The organism is Ideonella benzenivorans, assembly GCF_020387415.1.
GTDB lineage: Bacteria > Pseudomonadota > Gammaproteobacteria > Burkholderiales > Burkholderiaceae_C > Ideonella > Ideonella benzenivorans.
Window position 1 is genome coordinate 321,734 of the sequence record NZ_JAGWCB010000020.1, and the last position, 18,665, is coordinate 340,398.

General features: G+C 70.2%; 11 protein-coding genes. 7 read left to right on the forward strand and 4 right to left on the reverse strand.

The features are described 5' to 3' along the window. Positions 1 to 22: 22 nt before the first annotated feature. Genes KGA65_RS20280 through KGA65_RS20290 form a run of 3 tightly spaced genes read right to left on the reverse strand, consistent with a single transcriptional unit; the run spans position 23 to position 7,696 of the window. Positions 23 to 4,888 (reverse strand): CHASE domain-containing hybrid sensor histidine kinase/response regulator, encoded by a 4,866-nt coding sequence (locus KGA65_RS20280; RefSeq protein WP_225864936.1) that lies wholly within the window; start codon positions 4,886 to 4,888, stop codon positions 23 to 25. Continuing rightward, complete coding sequence (locus tag KGA65_RS20285; protein WP_225864937.1) at positions 4,885 to 5,796, reverse strand: GGDEF domain-containing response regulator; 912 nt, start codon at positions 5,794 to 5,796, stop codon at positions 4,885 to 4,887. The genes KGA65_RS20280 and KGA65_RS20285 overlap by 4 nt, the downstream gene beginning before the upstream one ends. A gap of 25 nt (positions 5,797 to 5,821) precedes the next feature. Beyond that, the gene (locus KGA65_RS20290) at positions 5,822 to 7,696 is read right to left on the reverse strand and encodes a hybrid sensor histidine kinase/response regulator (RefSeq protein ID WP_225864938.1); all 1,875 of its coding nucleotides are present in this window, start codon (positions 7,694 to 7,696) and stop codon (positions 5,822 to 5,824) included. A gap of 168 nt (positions 7,697 to 7,864) precedes the next feature. Here KGA65_RS20290 and ftsY point away from each other — a divergent pair, with 168 nt between their 5' ends. Next, positions 7,865 to 8,962: a signal recognition particle-docking protein FtsY gene (gene ftsY, locus KGA65_RS20295; protein WP_225864939.1), complete on the forward strand. Its 1,098-nt coding sequence runs from the start codon at positions 7,865 to 7,867 to the stop codon at positions 8,960 to 8,962. Positions 8,963 to 8,968: 6 nt separating this feature from the next. Here the strand turns inward: ftsY and ffh are convergent, their stop codons facing one another. Beyond that, positions 8,969 to 10,360 (reverse strand): signal recognition particle protein, encoded by a 1,392-nt coding sequence (ffh, locus tag KGA65_RS20300; protein ID WP_225864940.1) that lies wholly within the window; start codon positions 10,358 to 10,360, stop codon positions 8,969 to 8,971. A 63-nt stretch (positions 10,361 to 10,423) separates the two neighbouring features. Between ffh and KGA65_RS20305 the strand changes: the two genes are divergently transcribed. From KGA65_RS20305 to KGA65_RS20330, 6 genes are all read left to right on the forward strand, one after another. Further along, positions 10,424 to 11,230 carry a cytochrome C assembly family protein gene (locus KGA65_RS20305; RefSeq protein ID WP_225864941.1) on the forward strand — a complete coding sequence of 269 codons (807 nt, stop codon included), beginning with the start codon at positions 10,424 to 10,426 and terminating at the stop codon, positions 11,228 to 11,230. An 8-nt stretch (positions 11,231 to 11,238) separates the two neighbouring features. Beyond that, positions 11,239 to 11,475: a PP0621 family protein gene (locus KGA65_RS20310; protein ID WP_225864942.1), complete on the forward strand. Its 237-nt coding sequence runs from the start codon at positions 11,239 to 11,241 to the stop codon at positions 11,473 to 11,475. After that, positions 11,472 to 13,268, forward strand: a complete 1,797-nt coding sequence (locus KGA65_RS20315) for a sensor histidine kinase (RefSeq protein WP_225864943.1) — start codon at positions 11,472 to 11,474, stop codon at positions 13,266 to 13,268. The genes KGA65_RS20310 and KGA65_RS20315 overlap by 4 nt, the downstream gene beginning before the upstream one ends. Continuing rightward, the gene (locus tag KGA65_RS20320; protein WP_225864944.1) at positions 13,265 to 14,737 is read left to right on the forward strand and encodes a sigma-54-dependent transcriptional regulator; all 1,473 of its coding nucleotides are present in this window, start codon (positions 13,265 to 13,267) and stop codon (positions 14,735 to 14,737) included. Before KGA65_RS20315 ends, KGA65_RS20320 begins: the two co-directional genes overlap by 4 nt. Next, positions 14,734 to 15,336, forward strand: coding sequence for a 1,6-anhydro-N-acetylmuramyl-L-alanine amidase AmpD (ampD, locus tag KGA65_RS20325; protein ID WP_225864945.1), 603 nt, complete (start codon positions 14,734 to 14,736; stop codon positions 15,334 to 15,336). Before KGA65_RS20320 ends, ampD begins: the two co-directional genes overlap by 4 nt. A gap of 383 nt (positions 15,337 to 15,719) precedes the next feature. Further along, positions 15,720 to 18,638 carry a ribonucleoside-diphosphate reductase subunit alpha gene (locus KGA65_RS20330; RefSeq protein WP_225864946.1) on the forward strand — a complete coding sequence of 973 codons (2,919 nt, stop codon included), beginning with the start codon at positions 15,720 to 15,722 and terminating at the stop codon, positions 18,636 to 18,638. Positions 18,639 to 18,665: the final 27 nt, after the last annotated feature.

Consider the following 18,665-nt stretch of genomic DNA (forward strand, 5'->3'; position numbering starts at 1 on the left):
TAGCACCTAATTTTTGGAGATGTCAAGCGTTCTCGTTCGTGGGCGCGTCTGCCGGACGTCTCGCGGCCTCGACCAGGCGGTTCACCAGCACCGCGGCCTGGGCAAAGGACAGGTGCTCGACGGCATCTCGCAGGGTGGCAAAGGCTTCGGTCGGCAGGTGCTGCTGCAGCGCGGGCGCCAGTTCCCTGAAGCGGTCCAGGGCGGCCAGGTCCTGGGCTTCGAGCATCGCGGCCCAGGCTTGCAGCGCCTCAAGGGCCACGGTGGGCTGAGGCCCCTGCTGGCGCAGGTGGCGGTCGTCTTCCAGGCGCTGTCCGTCCAGCCAGTCGCGCGCCTGGCGGCGCAGCCGCTGCAGCGCCTGCGCCAGGGCTTGCAGCGCGGTGCGCATCTGATCGGCTTCGGCACCGGCGCGGGCCAGCGTCTCGGCATCGCCTGCCAGCCGCTGCACGACCTTGGCGCCCAGCATGCCGGCGCTGCCGCGCAGTTTGTGCAGCCGGGCCGACAGCGGCCTGTCCGGGGGGCGTGCCGCGTGCAGGTCCGCCGGCACGGTCTGCAGGTCCTCGTATTCCTCCAGCAGCCGGCCCAGCATGCGCAGGAACACGGCCGGATCGGGGCCCAGCCGCTCGGCGGCGTCGCGGGTGTCCACCTCTTCGAGCCGTGGCCAGTTGGGTGGCGGCGCTGCGTCGCTGGTCGCCCGCTGCTCGACGGGCCAGGGCTCGCCCCGCTGGGCCTCGACCCGCCGGCGCAGGGTCCGGATCAGCGCCTGTGGATCGAGCGGCTTGCTGATGAAATCGGTCATGCCTGATTCGAGGGCCCTTTGCCGCTCGGCCACCAGCGCCCCGGCGGTCAGGGCAATGACCGGCAACTGGGTCAGCCCCAGCTCGCCCCGCAGACGGCGGGTGGCCTCATTGCCATCCATCTCGGGCATCTGCACATCCATCAGCACCGCGTCGAAGCCCTCGGGCTGCTGGCGCAGGCGCTCCAGCGCCTCGCGGCCGTTGCCGCAGGCCATGACCTTGGCCCCTTCACGTTCAAGGATGCGGCGGGCCACCTCCAGGTTGATGTCGCTGTCGTCCACCACCAGCACCCGCATGCCGGGCAGCCACTGGGCGCCAACGCCTTGCAGCCGCGTGCTCTGCAGGACCTTGTCGCAGCGGCCGCTGCGCCGGGCCACGGCGGTGTTGACCGCGTTGAACAGGCTGGAGTGCGTGACCGGCTTGCTGATCAGACTGTCGGCCAGGTCGCTGTCCGGCAGCGGGGTCTGGGCGCTGAGGATGACTGCGGGGGGCAGCTGTTCACGGCCGAACTCGTCGCGCAGGCGGGCCAGCACGCTGAGCGCATCGGCATCGGACAGGTGCAGGTCGGCCACCAGCGCATCGGGCGGCTGGTGGACGCTCAAGCGTTCGTGCAGCCGTTGGTGCAGGTGCTGCCCGGATTCGACGGCCTCGGTCCGCCAGCCCAGGGAACGGGCCATCGCGGTCAGCACGTTGCGGTCGGTGCCCAGATCGTCGGCGATCAGCACCTCCAGCGTCTGAATCGGCGAGCCATCGGCCTCGGCGCTGTCGGCGCCTGCCAGCTTCAGGGGCAGCGTGACCCAGAAGGTGCTGCCGCTGCCGATCCGGCTGTGCACGCCCACTTCGCCCCCCATCAGCGAGGCCAGGTGGCGCACGATGGACAGGCCCAGCCCCGAGCCACCGAAGCGGCGGGTCGTCGAAGCATCGGCCTGGGTGAAGGGGCTGAAGAGCCGGCTCTGGCTGGCCTCGTCGATGCCGATCCCGGTGTCGCTCACCTCGCAGCGCAGCAGGGCACGCTCGGGCCCGTGTTCGGGGCAGCCGATGTGCAGGTCGATGCGCCCCTGTTCGGTGAACTTGAGCGCGTTGCCCAACAGGTTGGTGAAGATCTGGCGGATGCGCTGCACATCGCCGCGCAGGCGGCGCGGCACCTCCGGATCCGCCTGCAGGGCCATCACCAGCCCCTTGTCTTCGGCCTGCGGCGCCATCCATTCCCCCAGGTCGTGCAGCAGGGCGTCCAGGTCGAACGGGGCTTCGTCCAGGGTCATCTCGCCGGCCTCGATCTTGGAGACGTCGAGCACATCGTTGATCACGCCCAGCAGGGCACGGCTGGCCAGCTGGATCTTGGTCAGGCAACTGCGCTGTTCCTCGTCCAGCTCGGTCTGCTCCAGCAGATAGGCCAGTCCGATGACCGCGTTCATCGGGGTGCGGATCTCGTGGCTCATGTTGGCCAGGAACGCCGTCTTGGCTGCGCTGGCCGCCTCGGCCGCTTCCAGGCGCAGCAAGGCCTGGTCGGCCTCGCGGCGGGCCGTCACGTCCTGCAGGGCACCGATCAGGCGCAGGGGCGGGGCGTCGGGCTGGCCGGCGGGGCGTTCGGGTTCGCCCACGGCGCGGACCCAGATCGCCCGGCCGTCCATGGTGTTCAGCGGCAGCTCCAGGTCCCAGCTCCGGCCGGTCTCCTGCGCTTCCTGCACGGCCTGGGCGATCGCCTGGCGGGCCTGCGGCGGATAGAAGTCCAGGGCGGTGCTCAGGCTGGGCTGGTAGTCGGGCGGCGCGCCGTGGATGCGCCGGACCTGCTCGGTCCAGGTCAGCGTGCCGGTGCTCAACTCGAACTGCCAGCCGCCCACGCCGGCCAGCTGGCCGGTGCGTTCCAGGAAGGCCTCGCTCTCGGCCAGGCGCCGCTCGGCACGCTTGCGCTCGGTGATGTCGAAGCGGATCGAGATGAAGCGCTCGATGCGGCCCTGGGCGCCGATGAAGGGCGCGATGATGCTGTCCACCCAGTAGAGCTGGCCGTCCTTGGTGCGGTTGCACACCTCGCCATGCCAGGCCTGGCCGCTGGTGACGGTGGCCCACATGGTCTTCCAGAAGGCGCTGTCGTGGGTGCCCGAGTTGATCAGGCGGTGGTTCTGCCCCAGCAACTCCTCACGCGGGTAGCCGCTGATCCGACAGAAGCCCTCGTTGACGTCGATGATGCGGCCGCTCCGGTCTGTCACCGAGTACAGCGCGTGGGATTTGATCGTGGAGAGCAGGGCCTCGTTCTCGCGCACCAGCTGGGCCAGCTTCAGCCGGTTCTGGGTCAGTTCGGTGACGTCGTGCACCAGGACGTAGAAGCCGCGCACCTCGCCATCCTGTTCATCGGGCAGGTAGTGCGCCAGCGAGTGGAAGTCCCCCGTGCCGTCCGGCCGCGGAATGGCGCGCTCGAAGGTCTGGGGCTCGCCTCGCAAGGCGGCCTGCACCATGGGGAGGTTCTGCTCGAACAGCACCGGGCCCAGCAGGTCCTTCAGGTGGCGGCCGGGCAGCGAGCCCGGGTCCACCCCGAACCAGCGGTGGTAGGCATGGTTGGCGAACCGGTTGCGCAGGTCCCGGTCCCAGTAGCCGATCATCGAGGGCACGGCATCCAGGATGGTCTGCAGGTCATGGCGAGCGGCTTCCAGCTGGGCGGTGCGCTCCTGGACCTCGGTCTCGAGCTGAGCGCTGAACTCGCGCAGACCGCGCTCGGCCGCCTTGCGGTCGCGGATGTCGCGGATGGTCTTGCCCAGGCCCACCACATGGCCCTCGGCATCGGTCACGGCCGACATCGTGATGGACACATCCACCCACTGGCCATCGCGCCGTCGGCACTGGGTGTCGAAGGCACTCAGCTGCTTGCCCGCGATCACCTGCTCGCGTCGCCGGGTCTGCTGGGCCTGGCCGTCGGCGGGCTCGATCAGCGTGGCGGCGTGCAGGCCGAGCACTTCGCTCTCGCGGTAGCCGAAGATCTGTTCCGCGGCCCGGTTCCAGCTGACGATGCGGCCATCGGGCGTCTCACCGATGATGGCGTCGCTGGAGTTGTCGATCAGGGTCACCAGCCGCGCCTGCAGGGCCCGGGTCACGGCCTGGCGCTGGCGGCTGCGCTGCACCCCCAGGGCCACGACCGACAGGGGCAGCGTCAGCAGCACCCCGGTGCCCAGGACGATCCAGGGGGGCAGCAGGTTGAGCTGCTGGGTGAAGCCCGGACCCGCCGCGAGGTCGATGCGCCAGCGGCGCCCGAACACCGGCCGCAGCTCGCTGCGCAGCAAGGGGGTGTGCGGATCGGGCTGGCCCGCGCGGTAGAACGCCATCTGCCCATGGGGGCCCAGGTCGTTCAGGGTCAGGGCGAACTGGCTGCCGGTCCAGTTGACGCTGCGCAGGATGTCGGGCACCGACAGGGGCGCGTAGGCCCAGCCCAGCGTGGCCGCCTCGCGGGCTTGCGGGCTGTCCAGCACGGCACCGGGGCGGTAGATGGGCAGCAGGAACAAGAAGCTCTGTTGCTCCTGACCCCGCGTCTGGACCAGGGTGATGGGGGCGGTGAGCGTGGCCAGTCCGGTGCGCGCGGCCTGGCGCGCCGCCTCGGCACGGTGGGGCTCCGAAGCGATGTCCAGCCCGATGGCGGCACTGTTGGGAGGCTCGGGCTCGATGTACTCGATGATCGCCTGGGGTTCGACCTGCGGGCCGAGCTGACGGATGCGCAGATCGGGGCCGCGTTCCCGCCGCAGGCGCTCCAGCAGGCGGGGCAGGGCTTCGGCGGGCACGCGGCGAATGAAGCCGTAGCCGCGCGCGCCGGGGAACTCGTGGGCGATGTCGCGCGAGGCACCATAGACCCGCATGCGCTGCAGACTGATGTCCCATTCGCCGGCCGCCAGCACCGCGCCCCGCGTACCGCGCAGGCCATATTCGTAGATGCGGATGCGTTCGACCAGGGTTTCGGTGACCTGTCGGGCCTGCTGGTTGAACTGCTCTTGCGCATAGTCGGCGTTGTGGCGCTGCTGCTGCCAGCCGGCCAGACCGGACAGCAGCAGGCCGGTGCCGAGGAGAACGGCCGGCCCCAGCCGGCTGGGGCGTTGGGGCGCGCGCGGGCTCATCGCGGTGCGATCACATAACCGGGCTGGCCCAGGCGCCTGGCCTCGCCAAGCGCCCGGTCGGCCGCGGCAAGCAGCTCCAGCGCATGGCCCGGGACCGCGCGCGGGGGCGGGCTGATGGGGGCAGCGCAAGCCCCCCCGACGGCCAGGCCGATCCGGCCATCGGCCGCGTGGGCGGCGAGTGCGTCCCAGGTGGTTTGCAGACGGCGGGCCATGGCGCCGGCGCCGGCGGCGTCGGTGTCCGGCAGCAGCAGCGCGAATTGCGGGCCCTCCAGACGGGCCAGCAGGTCCCCCGGGCGACGGGCGGCGGTCCGCAGGGCCTGGGCGATCTGGCGCAGCTGCGGGTCCGGGGCGGTTGGGCCGTGGGGGCCCTCGCCGGCCTGCGCCGGGTCGAGATCCAGCCTGAGCAGCGCCAGAGGGCGGCTGCCGCGGGCGTGGCGCAGCCATTCGGCGTCCAGCGCTTCGTTGAAGCGGCGCCGGTTGGCGACCCCGGTGACGGCGTCCTCGGTGGCCGCGCGGCGCAACGCGTCGGACATGCGCTTGAGCCGCAGATGGGTCTGCACCCGCGCGCGCACCAGCGGCGGACGGGCCGGCTTGCCGATGAAATCCACGGCCCCCAGGGACAGGCCGGTGAGCTCCTCGGCCGCCTGGTCGTGGCCGGTCAGGAAGATCACCGGCACCTCGGCGGTTTGCGGGTCGTCTTTCAGGGCCCGGCAGACCTCGAAGCCCGAGAGACCGGGCATCTCGATGTCCAGCAGCACCAGGTCCGGGACGGTGTGCCGGGCGATGCGCAGGGCTTCCGAGCCGCTGGTGGCAAAGCGCAGCCGCCCTTGTCCGTTCAGAGCGGACTTCAGGAAGGTGATGGCGGTGGGATCGTCATCGACGATCAGGATGTCGGCGGAGGGCTGCACAGGATTCCTCCAGGTGGGCGCGGCGTCACCGCGCTGCGGTCGCGTCCGTGGCGGCGGGAAAAACCAGTGTCATCGTCGTGCCCTGGCCCGGCGTGCTGCAGACCTGGAGCTGCCCGTCCATGGCCAGCACCAGCTGACGCGTCAGCGCCAGGCCGATGCCGTGGCCCTGGCCGGCGCGGCCCAGCCGGTTGAAGGGCTCGAACAGGTGGGCCTGCTGGTCCGCGGTCATGCCGGCCCCTTCGTCGGCAAAGCTCAGCCGCACCTGGCCGTCCTCGGCCTGCAGTCGCACGGTCAGACGACCCTGGGGACGGTTGTACTTGATGCCGTTGCTGCCCAGGTTGAGCACGCACTGGCGCAACCGGTCCGCATCGCCCAGGATCCACAGGGGGCGTTCGTCGCCGTCCAGCGTCATCTGGACCGTGTGCTCGGCCGCCTGGGTCGCCAGCCCGGGCAGGGCCTGGCGCACGATCTCGGCCAGGTCCAGCCGGTCGTGCCGGATCTGGAACTGGCCGGTCTCGAAGCGGTTCACGTCCAGCACATCCCGCATCAGGGACTGCAGCATCTGGGCCGAGGTGGTGATCAGCCGCAGCCGCTCGGCCTGGGGCGGCGGGAGCGGGTGGTGGGGGTCCAGGCTCATCAGCTGAGAGAAGCCGAGGATGCCGGTCAGAGGGTTGCCGATCTCGTGTGCGAAATAGGACAGCATCAGCGTCTTCGTGTGGCTGGCCGTCTCGGCGGTCAGCTGGTCGCGCCGGGCCTGTTCGGCCCGTTCCTGTCCCCGCAGGTCGCGCAGCCACAGGCTGTTGAGCTGTTCCTCGGCCTGTCCCAGCGGGGTGCGGGTGATCTCGACCGGCACCGCATCCCCCGTGGCCTGCGGCAGCAGCACACGCACCGGTCCCCGGCGCGGGCGCAACGCGTCCTGGGGCAGCCACTGCGCCAGGGGCTGCCCCAGGGCATCCTCCTCGCGCACCTGGAACAGGCAGCAGGCCGCCTGGTTGATCAGCACGATGCGGCCTTGCGCATCGGTGGTGATCAAGGCCTCCGGGGCCACCGCGACGATTTCCGCCATCCGGTCGTCACCCAGCCGTCGCCAGTGTTCCCGTTCGGCGCGCAGCACGGCCTCAGCCTGGCGCCGGGCCCGCAGCAGGCTGCGGACGCGGGCCTGCAGCACGGCCGGGATGAACGGCTTGGCAATGAAGTCGGTGCCGCCGGCCTCCAGGGCGCGGGCCTCGGTGGAGGGGTCGTTGAAGCGGGTGATGAAGACCAGCGGCACGGACTGCAGGCGGGGCAGGGCCTGCAACTGGGCACAGATCTGGAGTCCGCCTTCGTGGGGCAGGTCGATGTCCAGCAGGATCAGGTCGGGCGCCTGCCGTTGGGCCAGGGCCAGCGCCTCCTGTCCGTCGTCGGCAAACAGCAGCTGCAAATCCAGCCCGTTCAGGGCCTGTGCAACCGCTTCGCGGGCCAGGGGGTCGTCATCGACCGCGAGGACGGTGGGGCGCTCGGCCTCTCCGCTGGGGCTGGTGGTGGCCACCCGTTGGGCACGCAGCTGGGCCCGGATGCGGGCGATCACCTGGGAGGCCACCGGCGGTTTGCTGACAAAGTCCGCCGCGCCCAGGTCCAGCGCGGCGGCCTCGATGCGGGCGTCATGGTGGCTGGTGAGGAAGATGACCGGGATCCGGGACAAGGCGGGATCGCCCTTCATGGCGCGGCACACGGCAAAGCCGTCGATGCCCGGCATCTCGGCGTCCAGCAGCACCAGGTCCGGCGGCTGCTCATGGGCCAGACGCAGGGCGTCTCCACCGGTCAAGGCGAACCTCAGCTGGCCTTCCTCGGCCAGCATCCGGCCGAGCACCTGCACAGTCTCCGAGTCGTCATCCACGAGCAGCAGCTGTGGTTTGGACATCGCACTCCCTGTCTTGTGTTTTGGCTGCGATCAAGCGATTGTGGAGTGTTTCAGTGGGTCAACCACCCCCGTATTCCCTGGGGCCGGTGCGGGCATCCTCAAGTGGATCGCGCGGAATGTGATCGATTGCACGTCTGGCGCCACGGCGGGCTCAGCGACAATCGCGGCATGTTCAGTTTCTTCCGCAAAAAGTCGGCGCCGCCGCCCGTGCCAGACGTTCCGCCAGCACCTGTGGCCCCTGTGCCGGCCGAGGCGGAGCTGCCCCCCCCGGTCGCCATCGAGGTGCCGCCGGCGGCGGAGGTGCCGGTGCCTGTACCCGAGGCGGTCGAGCCGGCCCCCGCACCGACCGTTCGGCAGGGCTGGCTGTCCAAGCTCAAGGCCGGGCTGGCGCGCACCGGCTCCAGCATCGCCCAGGTCTTCACCGGCACGCAGATCGACGACGCGCTCTACGAGGAGCTGGAGTCGGCCCTGCTGATGGCCGATGCCGGCGTGAAGGCCACCGAGCACCTGCTGGCCGACCTCAAGCGCCGGGTCAAGGAGGCCAAGGCCACCGAGCCGGCCCAGGTCAAGGCCCTGCTGGTCGATGCAGTCACCGAGCTGTTGACGCCGCTTGAGGCGGCGCTGACCATCGGCCGCCACCCGACCACCGTGATGATGGTGGTGGGTGTCAACGGCGCAGGCAAGACGACCAGCATCGGCAAGCTCACCCGCTACCTGGCCGAGCACGACGCCAAGGTGCTGCTGGCCGCGGCCGACACCTTCCGGGCCGCCGCGCGCGAGCAGCTTTCGGTCTGGGCCGGCCGCAACCAGGTCGAGATCGTCTCGCAGGAGGGTGGGGACCCGGCCGCGGTCAGCTTCGACGCGGTCAACGCCGGCCGTGCCCGCGGCTGCGATGTGGTCATTGCCGACACCGCCGGCCGTCTGCCCACCCAGCTCCACCTGATGGAGGAGCTCAAGAAGATCAAGCGCGTGATCACCAAGGCCGACGCCAGCGCCCCGCACGAGGTGCTGCTGGTGGTGGATGGCAACACCGGCCAGAACGCGCTGGCGCAGGTCAAGACCTTCGACGAGGCCCTGGGCCTGACCGGCCTGGTGGTGACCAAGCTGGACGGTACCGCCAAGGGCGGCGTGTTGGCGGCCATCGCGCTGTGGGCGCGTGAGCGTGCGGCCGGGCCGGTGCCGGTCTACTTCATCGGGGTGGGCGAGAAGCTGGAAGACCTGCAGACCTTCAGCGCGCGCGAGTTCGCGCAGGCCCTGCTGGACTGAAGGGCCTCAGCGGCCGCCCGGCATGCCCGGGGGCATCATGCCCTTCATGCCGCCCAGGCGCTTCATCATCTTCATGAGGCCGCCGCCCTTCATTTTCTTCATCATGCCCTGCATCTGGTCGAACTGGTTGATCACCCGGTTCACATCCTGAACCTGCACGCCCGCGCCCTGGGCGATGCGGCGTTTGCGGCTGGCCTTGCTCTTGTGGTCCAGCAGCAGGGTGGGCTTGGCGCGCTCCTTGGCCGTCATTGCGCTGATGATGCCCTCCATGCGGCGCATGTCCTTCTCGGCCCGGTCCATGTCGGCCTGGCCGGCCTTGGCGGCGATCTGCGTGGGCAGCTTGTCCATCAGGCTGGACAGACCCCCCATCTTCTTCATCTGGGAGATCTGGGCCAGGAAGTCGTTGAAGTCGAAGCCCTCGCCGGACTTGACCTTGGCGGCCAGCTTCTGCGCGGCGTCCAGGTCCACGCCCTTCTGGACTTCCTCCACCAGGGCGACGATGTCGCCCATGCCCAGCACGCGGCCGGCGTGCCGATCGGCGTCGAAGACCTCCAGCCCGTCGATCTTCTCGGAAACCCCGGCGAACTTGATCGGCGCGCCGGTGATCTGCCGCACCGACAGCGCGGCGCCGCCGCGGGAGTCACCGTCCAGCTTGGTCAGCACCACGCCGGTCAGCGGCAGGGCCTCCTTGAAGGCCTTGGCGGTGTTGATCGCGTCCTGGCCCTGCATCGCGTCGACGACGAACAGGGTCTCGACCGGGTTCAGCGCGGCGTGCAGCTCGCGGATCTCGGCCATCAGGGCCTCGTCAATCGCCAGCCGGCCGGCCGTGTCCACCAGCAGCACGTCGAAGTAGTGCTTCTTGGCGTAGTCCAGCGCCGCCAGCGCGATGTCGCGCGGTTTCTGGTCGGGCGCCGAGGGGAACCATTCGGCGCCGGCCTGGCCGGTGACGGTCTTCAACTGCTCGATGGCGGCCGGGCGGTAGACGTCGGCCGAGACGGTCAGCACCTTCTTCTTGCGCTTTTCGGTCAGCAGCTTGGCCAGCTTGGCGGTGGTGGTCGTCTTGCCCGCGCCCTGCAGGCCGGCCATCAGGATGACGGCGGGCGGCTGGGCGTTCAGGTTGATGTCGGCCACGCCCTCGCCCATGGTGGCGGCGAGCTCCTTGTGGACGATGGAAACCAGTACCTGGCCGGGGTTGAGCGAGCCCACCACCTCCTGGCCGAGGGCTTTCTCCTTGACCCGGGCGATGAAATCCCGCACCACGGGCAGGGCCACGTCGGCTTCCAGCAGGGCCATGCGCACTTCGCGCAGCATGTCCTGGACGTTGGTTTCTGTGATGCGGGCCTGGCCGCGCATGGTCTTGACCAGGCGCGACAGACGGTCGGTGAGGGTGGTGGCCATGGGGTGTGCGCTCCTTTGCGTTCCGGCACGGAAGGCGGATGGGGGCGCCGGTAAACTGTGGCGATGATTTTAGCCGTCGACCCCCCTGCCGCCTCGACCACGCTGGCCACGGTGCTGACGGTGGCCATCTATCTGGCTGCCGCCCTGCCGGCCGGCATGGACCGTCGCTGGCCGTTGCAGGCGCTGGTGGCCGCCTGGGGCCTGCAGGCGCTGGTGCTGATCAGTGACGCCCTGCCCGAGGGCGGCGTGCCGGGCCTGCGCATCGGGTTTGCGCCGGTGCTGTCGCTGACCGTCTGGCTGGTGCTGGCCATCCATGGCCTGGAAAGCCGGATGTTGCCGGTGCCTCGCTTGCGGCGCACGCTGGCCTCGGCCGGGGCGGTGGCGGTCGCGCTGGCCTGGGTCTTCCCGGGCGAGCTGCATGTGGTGGCCCATTCGCGTTGGGCCCCGCTGCACTGGCTGCTGGGCCTGTGCTCGTATGGCCTCTTTGGCGCGGCGGTGCTGCACGCGCTGCTGCTGGACAATGCCGAGCGGCGCATGCGCCGCGGCGCGGGCACCGGTAGCGGTGCCTTTGGCGTACCCCTGATGCGGCTGGAACACCTGACCTTCCGTTTCGTGGAGGCCGGGTTTGCCGTGCTGACGCTGGCGCTGGTGCTGGGCCTGAGCTCGGCCTACTGGCGCTGGGACCACAAGACCGTGCTGTCGCTGCTGGGCTGGGCCACGCTGGCGGCCCTGCTGATCGGCCGCCGGGTGCGGGGCTGGCGCGGGCACCTGGCCACCCGCTGGCTGTATGCCGGGGCCTTGCTGCTGCTGCTGGCCTACGTCGGGTCCCGCTTCGTGCTGGAGGTGGTGCTGCAGCGCGCCGCGAACTGAAGACGGTCATGGCACGCATCCTGTTGCTGTTGGTGGCCGTGGTGTTGGGCCTGGCCTGGGCCACCCGCCGTCGCGACAGCGGTCCGACGGTCGGCACGCCCAAGCGGCCCGAGGCGCCGCGGTTGCAGGCCATGGTCCGCTGCGCCCACTGTCAGCTGCACCTGCCTGCCGCCGAGGCGTTGCAGGACGCCGAGGGCCGCTGGTACTGCTGCGAGGCCCACCGTCGCCAGGGGGCCGCGCCATGAGCGGCGACGCCGACACGGGGCAGGACAGCTCCTGGTTCGGGCCTACGGCCGCCTTCGCCGACGATCTCGACACCACCGACGACAGCACCGTCTGGACAGCGCGGGTGCGCCGGCTGCTGCACGGCGGCCGGGCCACGCAGCGGCGCATCTACGCCACCTACCTGCTGGCGCGCGCCGCCCTGGGGCTGGTGCTGCTGGCGGCCCAGGGCCTGCTGAGCTGGTTGGGCGCCCGCAGCACAGGCTGGGTGTTCTGGCTGGGGGTGGGCTATGCCCTCCAGGCCTGTGTGCGCTGGGGCTGGTGGAAGCGCCGCGCGGCCCAGGCCCAGCGTCTGACGGCCGTGCACTGGTGGGGCACGGTCGGGGTCGACGTGCTGGTGTTCGGGCTGATGCACTGGCTGGACGCGACCTCGGCCCTCAACTACGGCGCGCTGCTGGTCTTGCCGGTGCTGATGGCAGGGGTGCTCAGCACGCGCCTGCCGGCCTTGGCCACGGCCTCTGCGGTGACCTTGCTGCTGCTGCTGACCGCGCTGCACAAGGGGCTGGAAGGCGGCGACCTGGCCGGCATGCTGTCGCAAGCCGGGCTGGCCGGGGCCGGTGTGTTCATGATCGCGCTGGTGGCGGGCCAGATGACCCAGCGCCTGGCGCGCGAGGAGCGGGCTGCCCGGGACAGCCTGGAACTCGCCTTCCAGCAGGCCGAGCTGAACCGGCTCGTGATCGACGAGATGAGCGACGGCGTGCTGGTGGTGGACCGCACCGGCCGGGTGCGCGCGGCCAATCCGGCGGCGCGTGCGCTGCTGTCCGATCAGGGGCAGTGCCCGCTGCCGCCGTTTCCGCTGGGGCAGGAAAAGGGCTGGCGCCCGTTGCGCGATGCGGTGCAGGCCGCCTACGAGGCCGGCCATTGGCCGCTGGAAGGCATTGACCTGTCGGTGGCCGCGGCAGGCGAGGTGCCCCGCTCCATCCGCGTGCGGGCCCGTTTCACCCGCGGCGTGCGCCTGACACCGTCCGAGGCCTCGGCCGGCCGGCAGCAGGAGGTGCTGGCGGTGTTGTTCGCCGAGGAGCTGCGCCAGGTGCTGGCGCGGCAGCGGCAGGAACGCCTGGTGGCGATGGGCCGCATCTCGGCTGGCGTGGCGCACGAGATCCGCAATCCGCTGGCCGCCGTGGCCCAGGCCAATGCTCTGCTGCAGGAGGATGCCCTGCGCCCCGACCAGCAGCGGCTGGTGCGCATCATGGCCGACAACGTGGAGCGCCTGCGGCGCATCGTCGACGATGTGCTGGAGGCGGCACCGGGCGGCAGCACGCCCTCGCGCTGCCTGGACGCCGTGGCCGAGACGGGCACCATCGTCAGCGAGTGGGCCCACACCGTGGGCCTGCCGCTGGGGGGCACCAGCCGCTTGCAGGTGTTGCTGCCCAGCGCGCCGCTGGGGGTGTCCTTCGATTCCGACCACCTGCGCCGGGTGCTGGTGAACCTGCTGGACAACGCCTTGCGTCATGCCAGCGACCAACCCGGCGCCGTGTGTCTGCAGCTGGAGCCCCTGGAAGGCGAGTTCGTGCGCCTGACGGTGGCCAACGACGGGCTGCCCATCCCGGCCGAGGTGGAGCCGCACCTGTTCGAGCCCTTCCACAGCACCCGCAGCCGTGGCACCGGGCTGGGGCTGTACATCTGCCGCGAGCTGTGTGAGCGCCATGGCGCCCTGATCGACTATGTGCGCCGGCCCGACGCGGCCCGTTGCAACCAGTTCGTCGTGGTGATGCGCCGCGACGCCGTCCCCGACGAGGCCCGACTGCACCTATGAACGAAACCCATGCCATCGGTCGCGTGCTGGTCGTCGACGACGAGCCCGACCTGCTCACCCTCTATGAACTGACCTTGTTGCGCGAAGGCCATGAGGTCGAGGTCGCGGCCAGCGTCGGTGAGGCCTGGGACCTGCTGCGCGCCAAGCGCTTCGGGCTGGTGATCACCGACATGCGCCTGCCCGATGGCAGCGGCATGACGCTGCTGCACCGCCTGGAAGAGGCCCGGCGGCCAGAGAAGGTGATCGTGATCACCGCCTATGGTTCGGCCGAGAACGCGGTGGAAGCCCTCAAGGCCGGGGCCTTCGACTACCTGACCAAGCCGGTGGACCTGCGCCAGTTTCGCTCCCTGGTGGCGGCGGCCCTGGGCCGGGTGGCCACGCCGGTGCCGCCGGCCCAACCGGCCGGGCCCCAGTCGGTGGCGCCGCTGGCGCGTCTGGTGGGGCGGTCGGCGGCGATGGCGGAGGTGCGTGCGCTGGTCGAGAAGGTGGCCCGCAGCATGGCGCCGGTCTTGGTCCAGGGCGAGTCGGGCACCGGCAAGGAACTGGTGGCGCGGGCCATCCATGAGGTCAGCCCGCGGGCCGGGCAGGCTTTTGTCGCGGTCAACTGCGGAGCCATTCCCGAGCACCTGCTGGAAGCCGAGTTCTTCGGCTACCGCAAGGGCGCCTTCACCGGGGCCCAGGAGGACCGGGCCGGCTTCTTCCAGGCGGCCCATGGCGGCACGCTGTTCCTCGACGAGATCGGCGACCTGCCGCTGGCCATGCAGTCCAAGCTGTTGCGGGTGATCCAGGAGCGGGCGGTGCGGCCGGTCGGCGCGGTGAGCGAGACGCCGTTGAACGTGCGCATCGTCAGCGCCACGCACAAGGATCTGGCCGCGGAGGTCGCCGCCGGCCGCTTCCGGCAGGACCTGTTCTACCGCGTCAACGTGATTCGCATCGAGGTGCCGCCGCTGCGCGATCGGCTGGAAGACCTGGGCGACATCTGCCATGCCTTGCTGGAGCGCATTGCCCGCGATGCCGGGGTCTGGCCCGCCCCACGGCTGGCCGGTGACGCGCTGGCCCGGCTGGCGCGCTACCAGTTCCCGGGCAATGTGCGGGAGCTGGAGAACCTGTTGCACCGCGCGGTGGCCCTGAGCGCGCACGAGGTGATCGAGGCCGACGATCTCGGCCTGCCGGACGCGCTGCTGGGCGAAGCGGGACGCGAGACCGAGTCCCTGCCGCCCCTGCGGGTCGAACCGGGCCCCGCACCAGCGGACGAAGGGGCCGATGTGACCGAACCGCTACCCTGCGACCTGGCCGGCTACCTGGACGAGGTCGAACGGGCCATCCTGGTGCGTGCCTTGCGTCAGCATGGGTTCAACCGCACCGCGGCCGGTGCCAGCCTGGGCCTGTCCCTGCGGCAGATGCGCTACCGCATGGCCCGCCTGGCCATCACCGAGGGCGATGGTGTGCCGGAGCTGGGGCCGCGATGAGTCCGCAGGACCCCCGTGGCCCGGTGGACGAATGGCGGGCCGGCTGGTGGCAGGCGGCGCGCGCCGTGCCATCGCCCAACTTCGGCCCGCGGCCGGCCGGCGTGGCCATTGATCTGGTCGTGCTGCATTCCATCAGCCTGCCTCCTGGCGAGTACGGTGGAGACGCCATCGAGCGCCTGTTCACCAACACGCTGGACTGGTCGGCCCACCCGTACTACGCGGGCATCCGCGGGCTGGAGGTCTCGGCGCACTTCGTGATCCGGCGCGATGGCGCGGTGCTGCAGTTCGTGTCCTGCGACGACCGGGCCTGGCATGCGGGGCGCTCGTCCTGGCTGGGGCGCGAGAACTGCAACGACTTTGCCATCGGCATCGAGCTGGAAGGGCTGGAAGGCGAGCGCTTCGAGCCCGCCCAGTACGCCCAGTTGGCACGTCTCCTGCAAGCGATCGGGCGGGCCTATCCGGTGCGCGCGGTGGCCGGCCATGAGCACGTGGCCCCCGGCCGCAAGCGGGATCCAGGCCCCGGTTTCGACTGGGCCGCGGTGGACGGCGTGGCGGCCGCGCAGGGCTGGGACTTGCCGGCGGGAACCTCCCGGGCCTGAGGGCGCCCGCCCCGAGGGGGCTGCTCTGTGACCGAGGGTTTCACGCTATCGGTAGTGCTTGATGCGTGCAGTGACCCCAGATATAGTGCTCTACCGTGATAAGCTCTCGGCTCGGACATCCTGACATGCAACACCGCGCTGGCGTGGACCTGACCTGCCGCCGTGCCTCTGGCGAGGTGCGCAGAAGGCCCCACCCCTCTGCCCCGCGGTTCATGTCCATCGGGGATCGACGAAGTCGGATCGCCGCCACGGGTTGACCGTTCCGCGGCGAGCTCCTGTTCCAACCCAGACCATTTTTCAGCGACGCTCAGGCGCCGCCGGGGACGCTTTTTCCCTGTGCAGGCCCCGGGCCCCTGACCCAAGTTTTTCTCAGAGGGGAATCCATGCAAGCTGTTGCTTCCAGCACGACCGAATCGATGGTGGTGGCCCGTCCGACCACCGAGCCGGCCACGCCGCGCGATCCCAGCGCCTTCCAGGGCTACCAGATCATTCGCCGCAATGGCGCGGTGGTGTCGTTCGAGCCCAACAAGATCGCGGTCGCGCTGATGAAGGCCTTCCTGGCGGTGCATGGCACCCAGGGGGCGGCTTCGGCGAGCGTGCGGGAGACGGTGGAGGCGCTGACCGACGCCGTGGTGCGCGGGCTGATGCGTTCGCGTCCGGGCGGTGGCACCTTCCACATCGAGGACGTGCAGGACCAGGTGGAACTGGGCCTGATGCGCGGTGGCCACCATGAAGTGGCGCGTGCCTATGTGCTGTACCGCGAGCGTCGCGCGCAGGAGCGGGCCAAGGCCGGGCAGGCCGCCGAAGCGGCGCTGGTGCACACCCTGACCGTGACCGACCGCGGCCAGCGCGTGCCGCTGGACGAAGGCAAGCTGCAGGCCCTGATCGAGTCGGCCTGCGCCAACCTGGGCGCGGATGTGCGCCCCGAGCCCATCCTGGCCGAGACCCGCCGCAACCTGTACGACGGCGTGCCCATCGACGAGGTCTACAAGGCCGCGATCCTGGCCGCCCGCACCCTGATCGAGAAGGAGCCGGCCTACACCCGCGCCACCGCGCGCCTGCTGATGCACACCATCCGCAAGGAGGTCCTCGGCGAAGAAGCGACCCAGGCCGAGATGGCCCAGCGCTATGCCGAGTACTTCCCCAAGTTCATCAAGAAGGGTGTGCAGGCCGAACTGCTGGACGAGAAGCTGATGCAGTTCGACCTGGCCAAGCTGGGCGCCGCGCTGCAGGCCGACCGTGACCTGCAGTTCGACTACCTGGGCCTGCAGACCCTGTTCGACCGCTACTTCCTGCATGTGGACGAGCAGCGCATCGAGATGCCGCAGGCTTTCTTCATGCGCGTGGCCATGGGCCTGGCCCTGGGCGAGATCGACCGCGAGGCCCGGGCGATCGAGTTCTACAACGTGCTGTCGAGCTTCGACTTCATGTCTTCGACGCCCACGCTGTTCAATGCGGGCACCCGCCGCTCGCAGCTGTCGAGCTGCTACCTGACCACGGTGGCCGACGACCTGGATGGCATCTACGAAGCCCTGAAGGAGAACGCGCTGCTGTCGAAGTTCGCCGGCGGCCTGGGCAACGACTGGACCAATGTGCGCGCGCTGGGCTCCTACATCAAGGGCACCAACGGCAAGAGCCAGGGCGTCGTGCCCTTCCTGAAGGTGGTCAACGACACGGCCGTGGCGGTGAACCAGGGCGGCAAGCGCAAGGGCGCCGTCTGCGCCTACCTGGAGAGCTGGCACCTGGACATCGAGGAGTTCCTGGAGCTGCGCAAGAACACCGGCGACGACCGCCGCCGCACCCACGACATGAACACCGCGAACTGGATTCCGGACCTGTTCATGAAGCGGGTGATCGAGGGCGGTGACTGGACCCTGTTCAGCCCCTCGACCTGCCCGGACCTGCACGACCTGGTGGGCGCCGAGTTCGAGCGCGCCTACACCGCCTACGAGGCCAAGGCCGACCGTGGCGAGATCAAGCTCTTCAAGCGCATGCCGGCCAAGGACCTGTGGCGCAAGATGCTGACCATGCTGTTTGAGACCGGCCATCCCTGGATCACCTTCAAGGATGCCTGCAACGTGCGCTCGCCGCAGCAGCACGTGGGCGTGGTGCACTCGTCCAACCTGTGCACCGAGATCACGCTCAACACCAACGACGACGAGATCGCGGTGTGCAACCTGGGCTCGGTCAACCTGGCCCAGCATCTGAAGGACGGCGTGAGCGGCAAGGAACTCGACCACGAGAAGCTGCAGAAGACCGTGTCCACCGCGATGCGCATGTTGGACAACGTCATCGACATCAACTACTACGCGGTCAAGAAGGCGCGCGACTCCAACCTGCGCCACCGTCCGGTGGGCTTGGGGCTGATGGGCTTCCAGGATGCGCTCTACCAGCTGCGCACCCCCTACGCCAGCCAGGCCGCGGTGGAGTTCGCCGACCGCTCGATGGAAGCCATCTGCTACCACGCCTACTGGGCCTCGTCCGAGCTGGCGGCCGAGCGGGGTCGCTACTCGACCTACCGCGGCTCGCTGTGGGACCGCGGCATCCTGCCGATCGACTCGATCGACCTGCTGGCGCAGCAGCGCGGCGGCTATGTGGACGTGGACCGCAGCACGACGCTGGACTGGGATGCCCTGCGCGCCAAGATCGCCCGCGACGGCATGCGCAACAGCAACTGCGTGGCCATCGCCCCGACCGCGACCATCTCCAACATCATCGGTGTGGACGCTTCGATCGAGCCCTGCTTCGGCAACCTGTCGGTCAAGTCCAACCTGTCGGGCGAGTTCACCGTGGTCAACGAGTACCTGGTGCGCGACCTGAAGGCGCTGGGCCTGTGGGACAGCGTGATGGTGATGGACCTCAAGCACTACGACGGCTCGCTGCGCCGCATCGACCGCGTGCCCGAGGAGATCAAGGCGCTCTATGCCACCGCCTTCGAAGTGGAGACGCAGTGGCTGGTCGAGGCCGCGGCCCGTCGCCAGAAGTGGATCGACCAGGCGCAGTCGCTCAACATCTACATGGCCGGTGCCTCGGGCAAGAAGCTCGACGAGACCTACAAGCTGGCCTGGGTGCGTGGCCTGAAGACCACCTACTACCTGCGCACCATGGGTGCGACGCACGCGGAGAAGTCGACCATCTCGGCGGGCTCGCTCAATGCGGTGCCGATGGGCGGTGGCCAGGGAGGCCTGTCGGCGATGGAAGCCGCCGCCGCACAAGCGCAGGCCGCAATGGCCGAGGCCGCGCCGGCCACCGACATCAAGTTCTGCGCGATCGACGACCCGGGCTGCGAGGCCTGCCAGTGAGTCCCGTGTGAAGCGCCGATGGGCCTG

Coding starts and splice junctions, on each gene's coding strand:
- KGA65_RS20280 (WP_225864936.1), bottom strand. CDS start 4,888: ATGAGCCCGCGCGCGCCCCAACGCCCCAGCCGGCTGGGGCCGGCCGTT.
- KGA65_RS20290 (WP_225864938.1), bottom strand. CDS start 7,696: ATGTCCAAACCACAGCTGCTGCTCGTGGATGACGACTCGGAGACTGTG.
- ftsY (WP_225864939.1), top strand. CDS start 7,865: ATGTTCAGTTTCTTCCGCAAAAAGTCGGCGCCGCCGCCCGTGCCAGAC.
- ffh (WP_225864940.1), bottom strand. CDS start 10,360: ATGGCCACCACCCTCACCGACCGTCTGTCGCGCCTGGTCAAGACCATG.
- KGA65_RS20305 (WP_225864941.1), top strand. CDS start 10,424: ATGATTTTAGCCGTCGACCCCCCTGCCGCCTCGACCACGCTGGCCACG.
- KGA65_RS20310 (WP_225864942.1), top strand. CDS start 11,239: ATGGCACGCATCCTGTTGCTGTTGGTGGCCGTGGTGTTGGGCCTGGCC.
- KGA65_RS20315 (WP_225864943.1), top strand. CDS start 11,472: ATGAGCGGCGACGCCGACACGGGGCAGGACAGCTCCTGGTTCGGGCCT.
- KGA65_RS20320 (WP_225864944.1), top strand. CDS start 13,265: ATGAACGAAACCCATGCCATCGGTCGCGTGCTGGTCGTCGACGACGAG.
- ampD (WP_225864945.1), top strand. CDS start 14,734: ATGAGTCCGCAGGACCCCCGTGGCCCGGTGGACGAATGGCGGGCCGGC.
- KGA65_RS20330 (WP_225864946.1), top strand. CDS start 15,720: ATGCAAGCTGTTGCTTCCAGCACGACCGAATCGATGGTGGTGGCCCGT.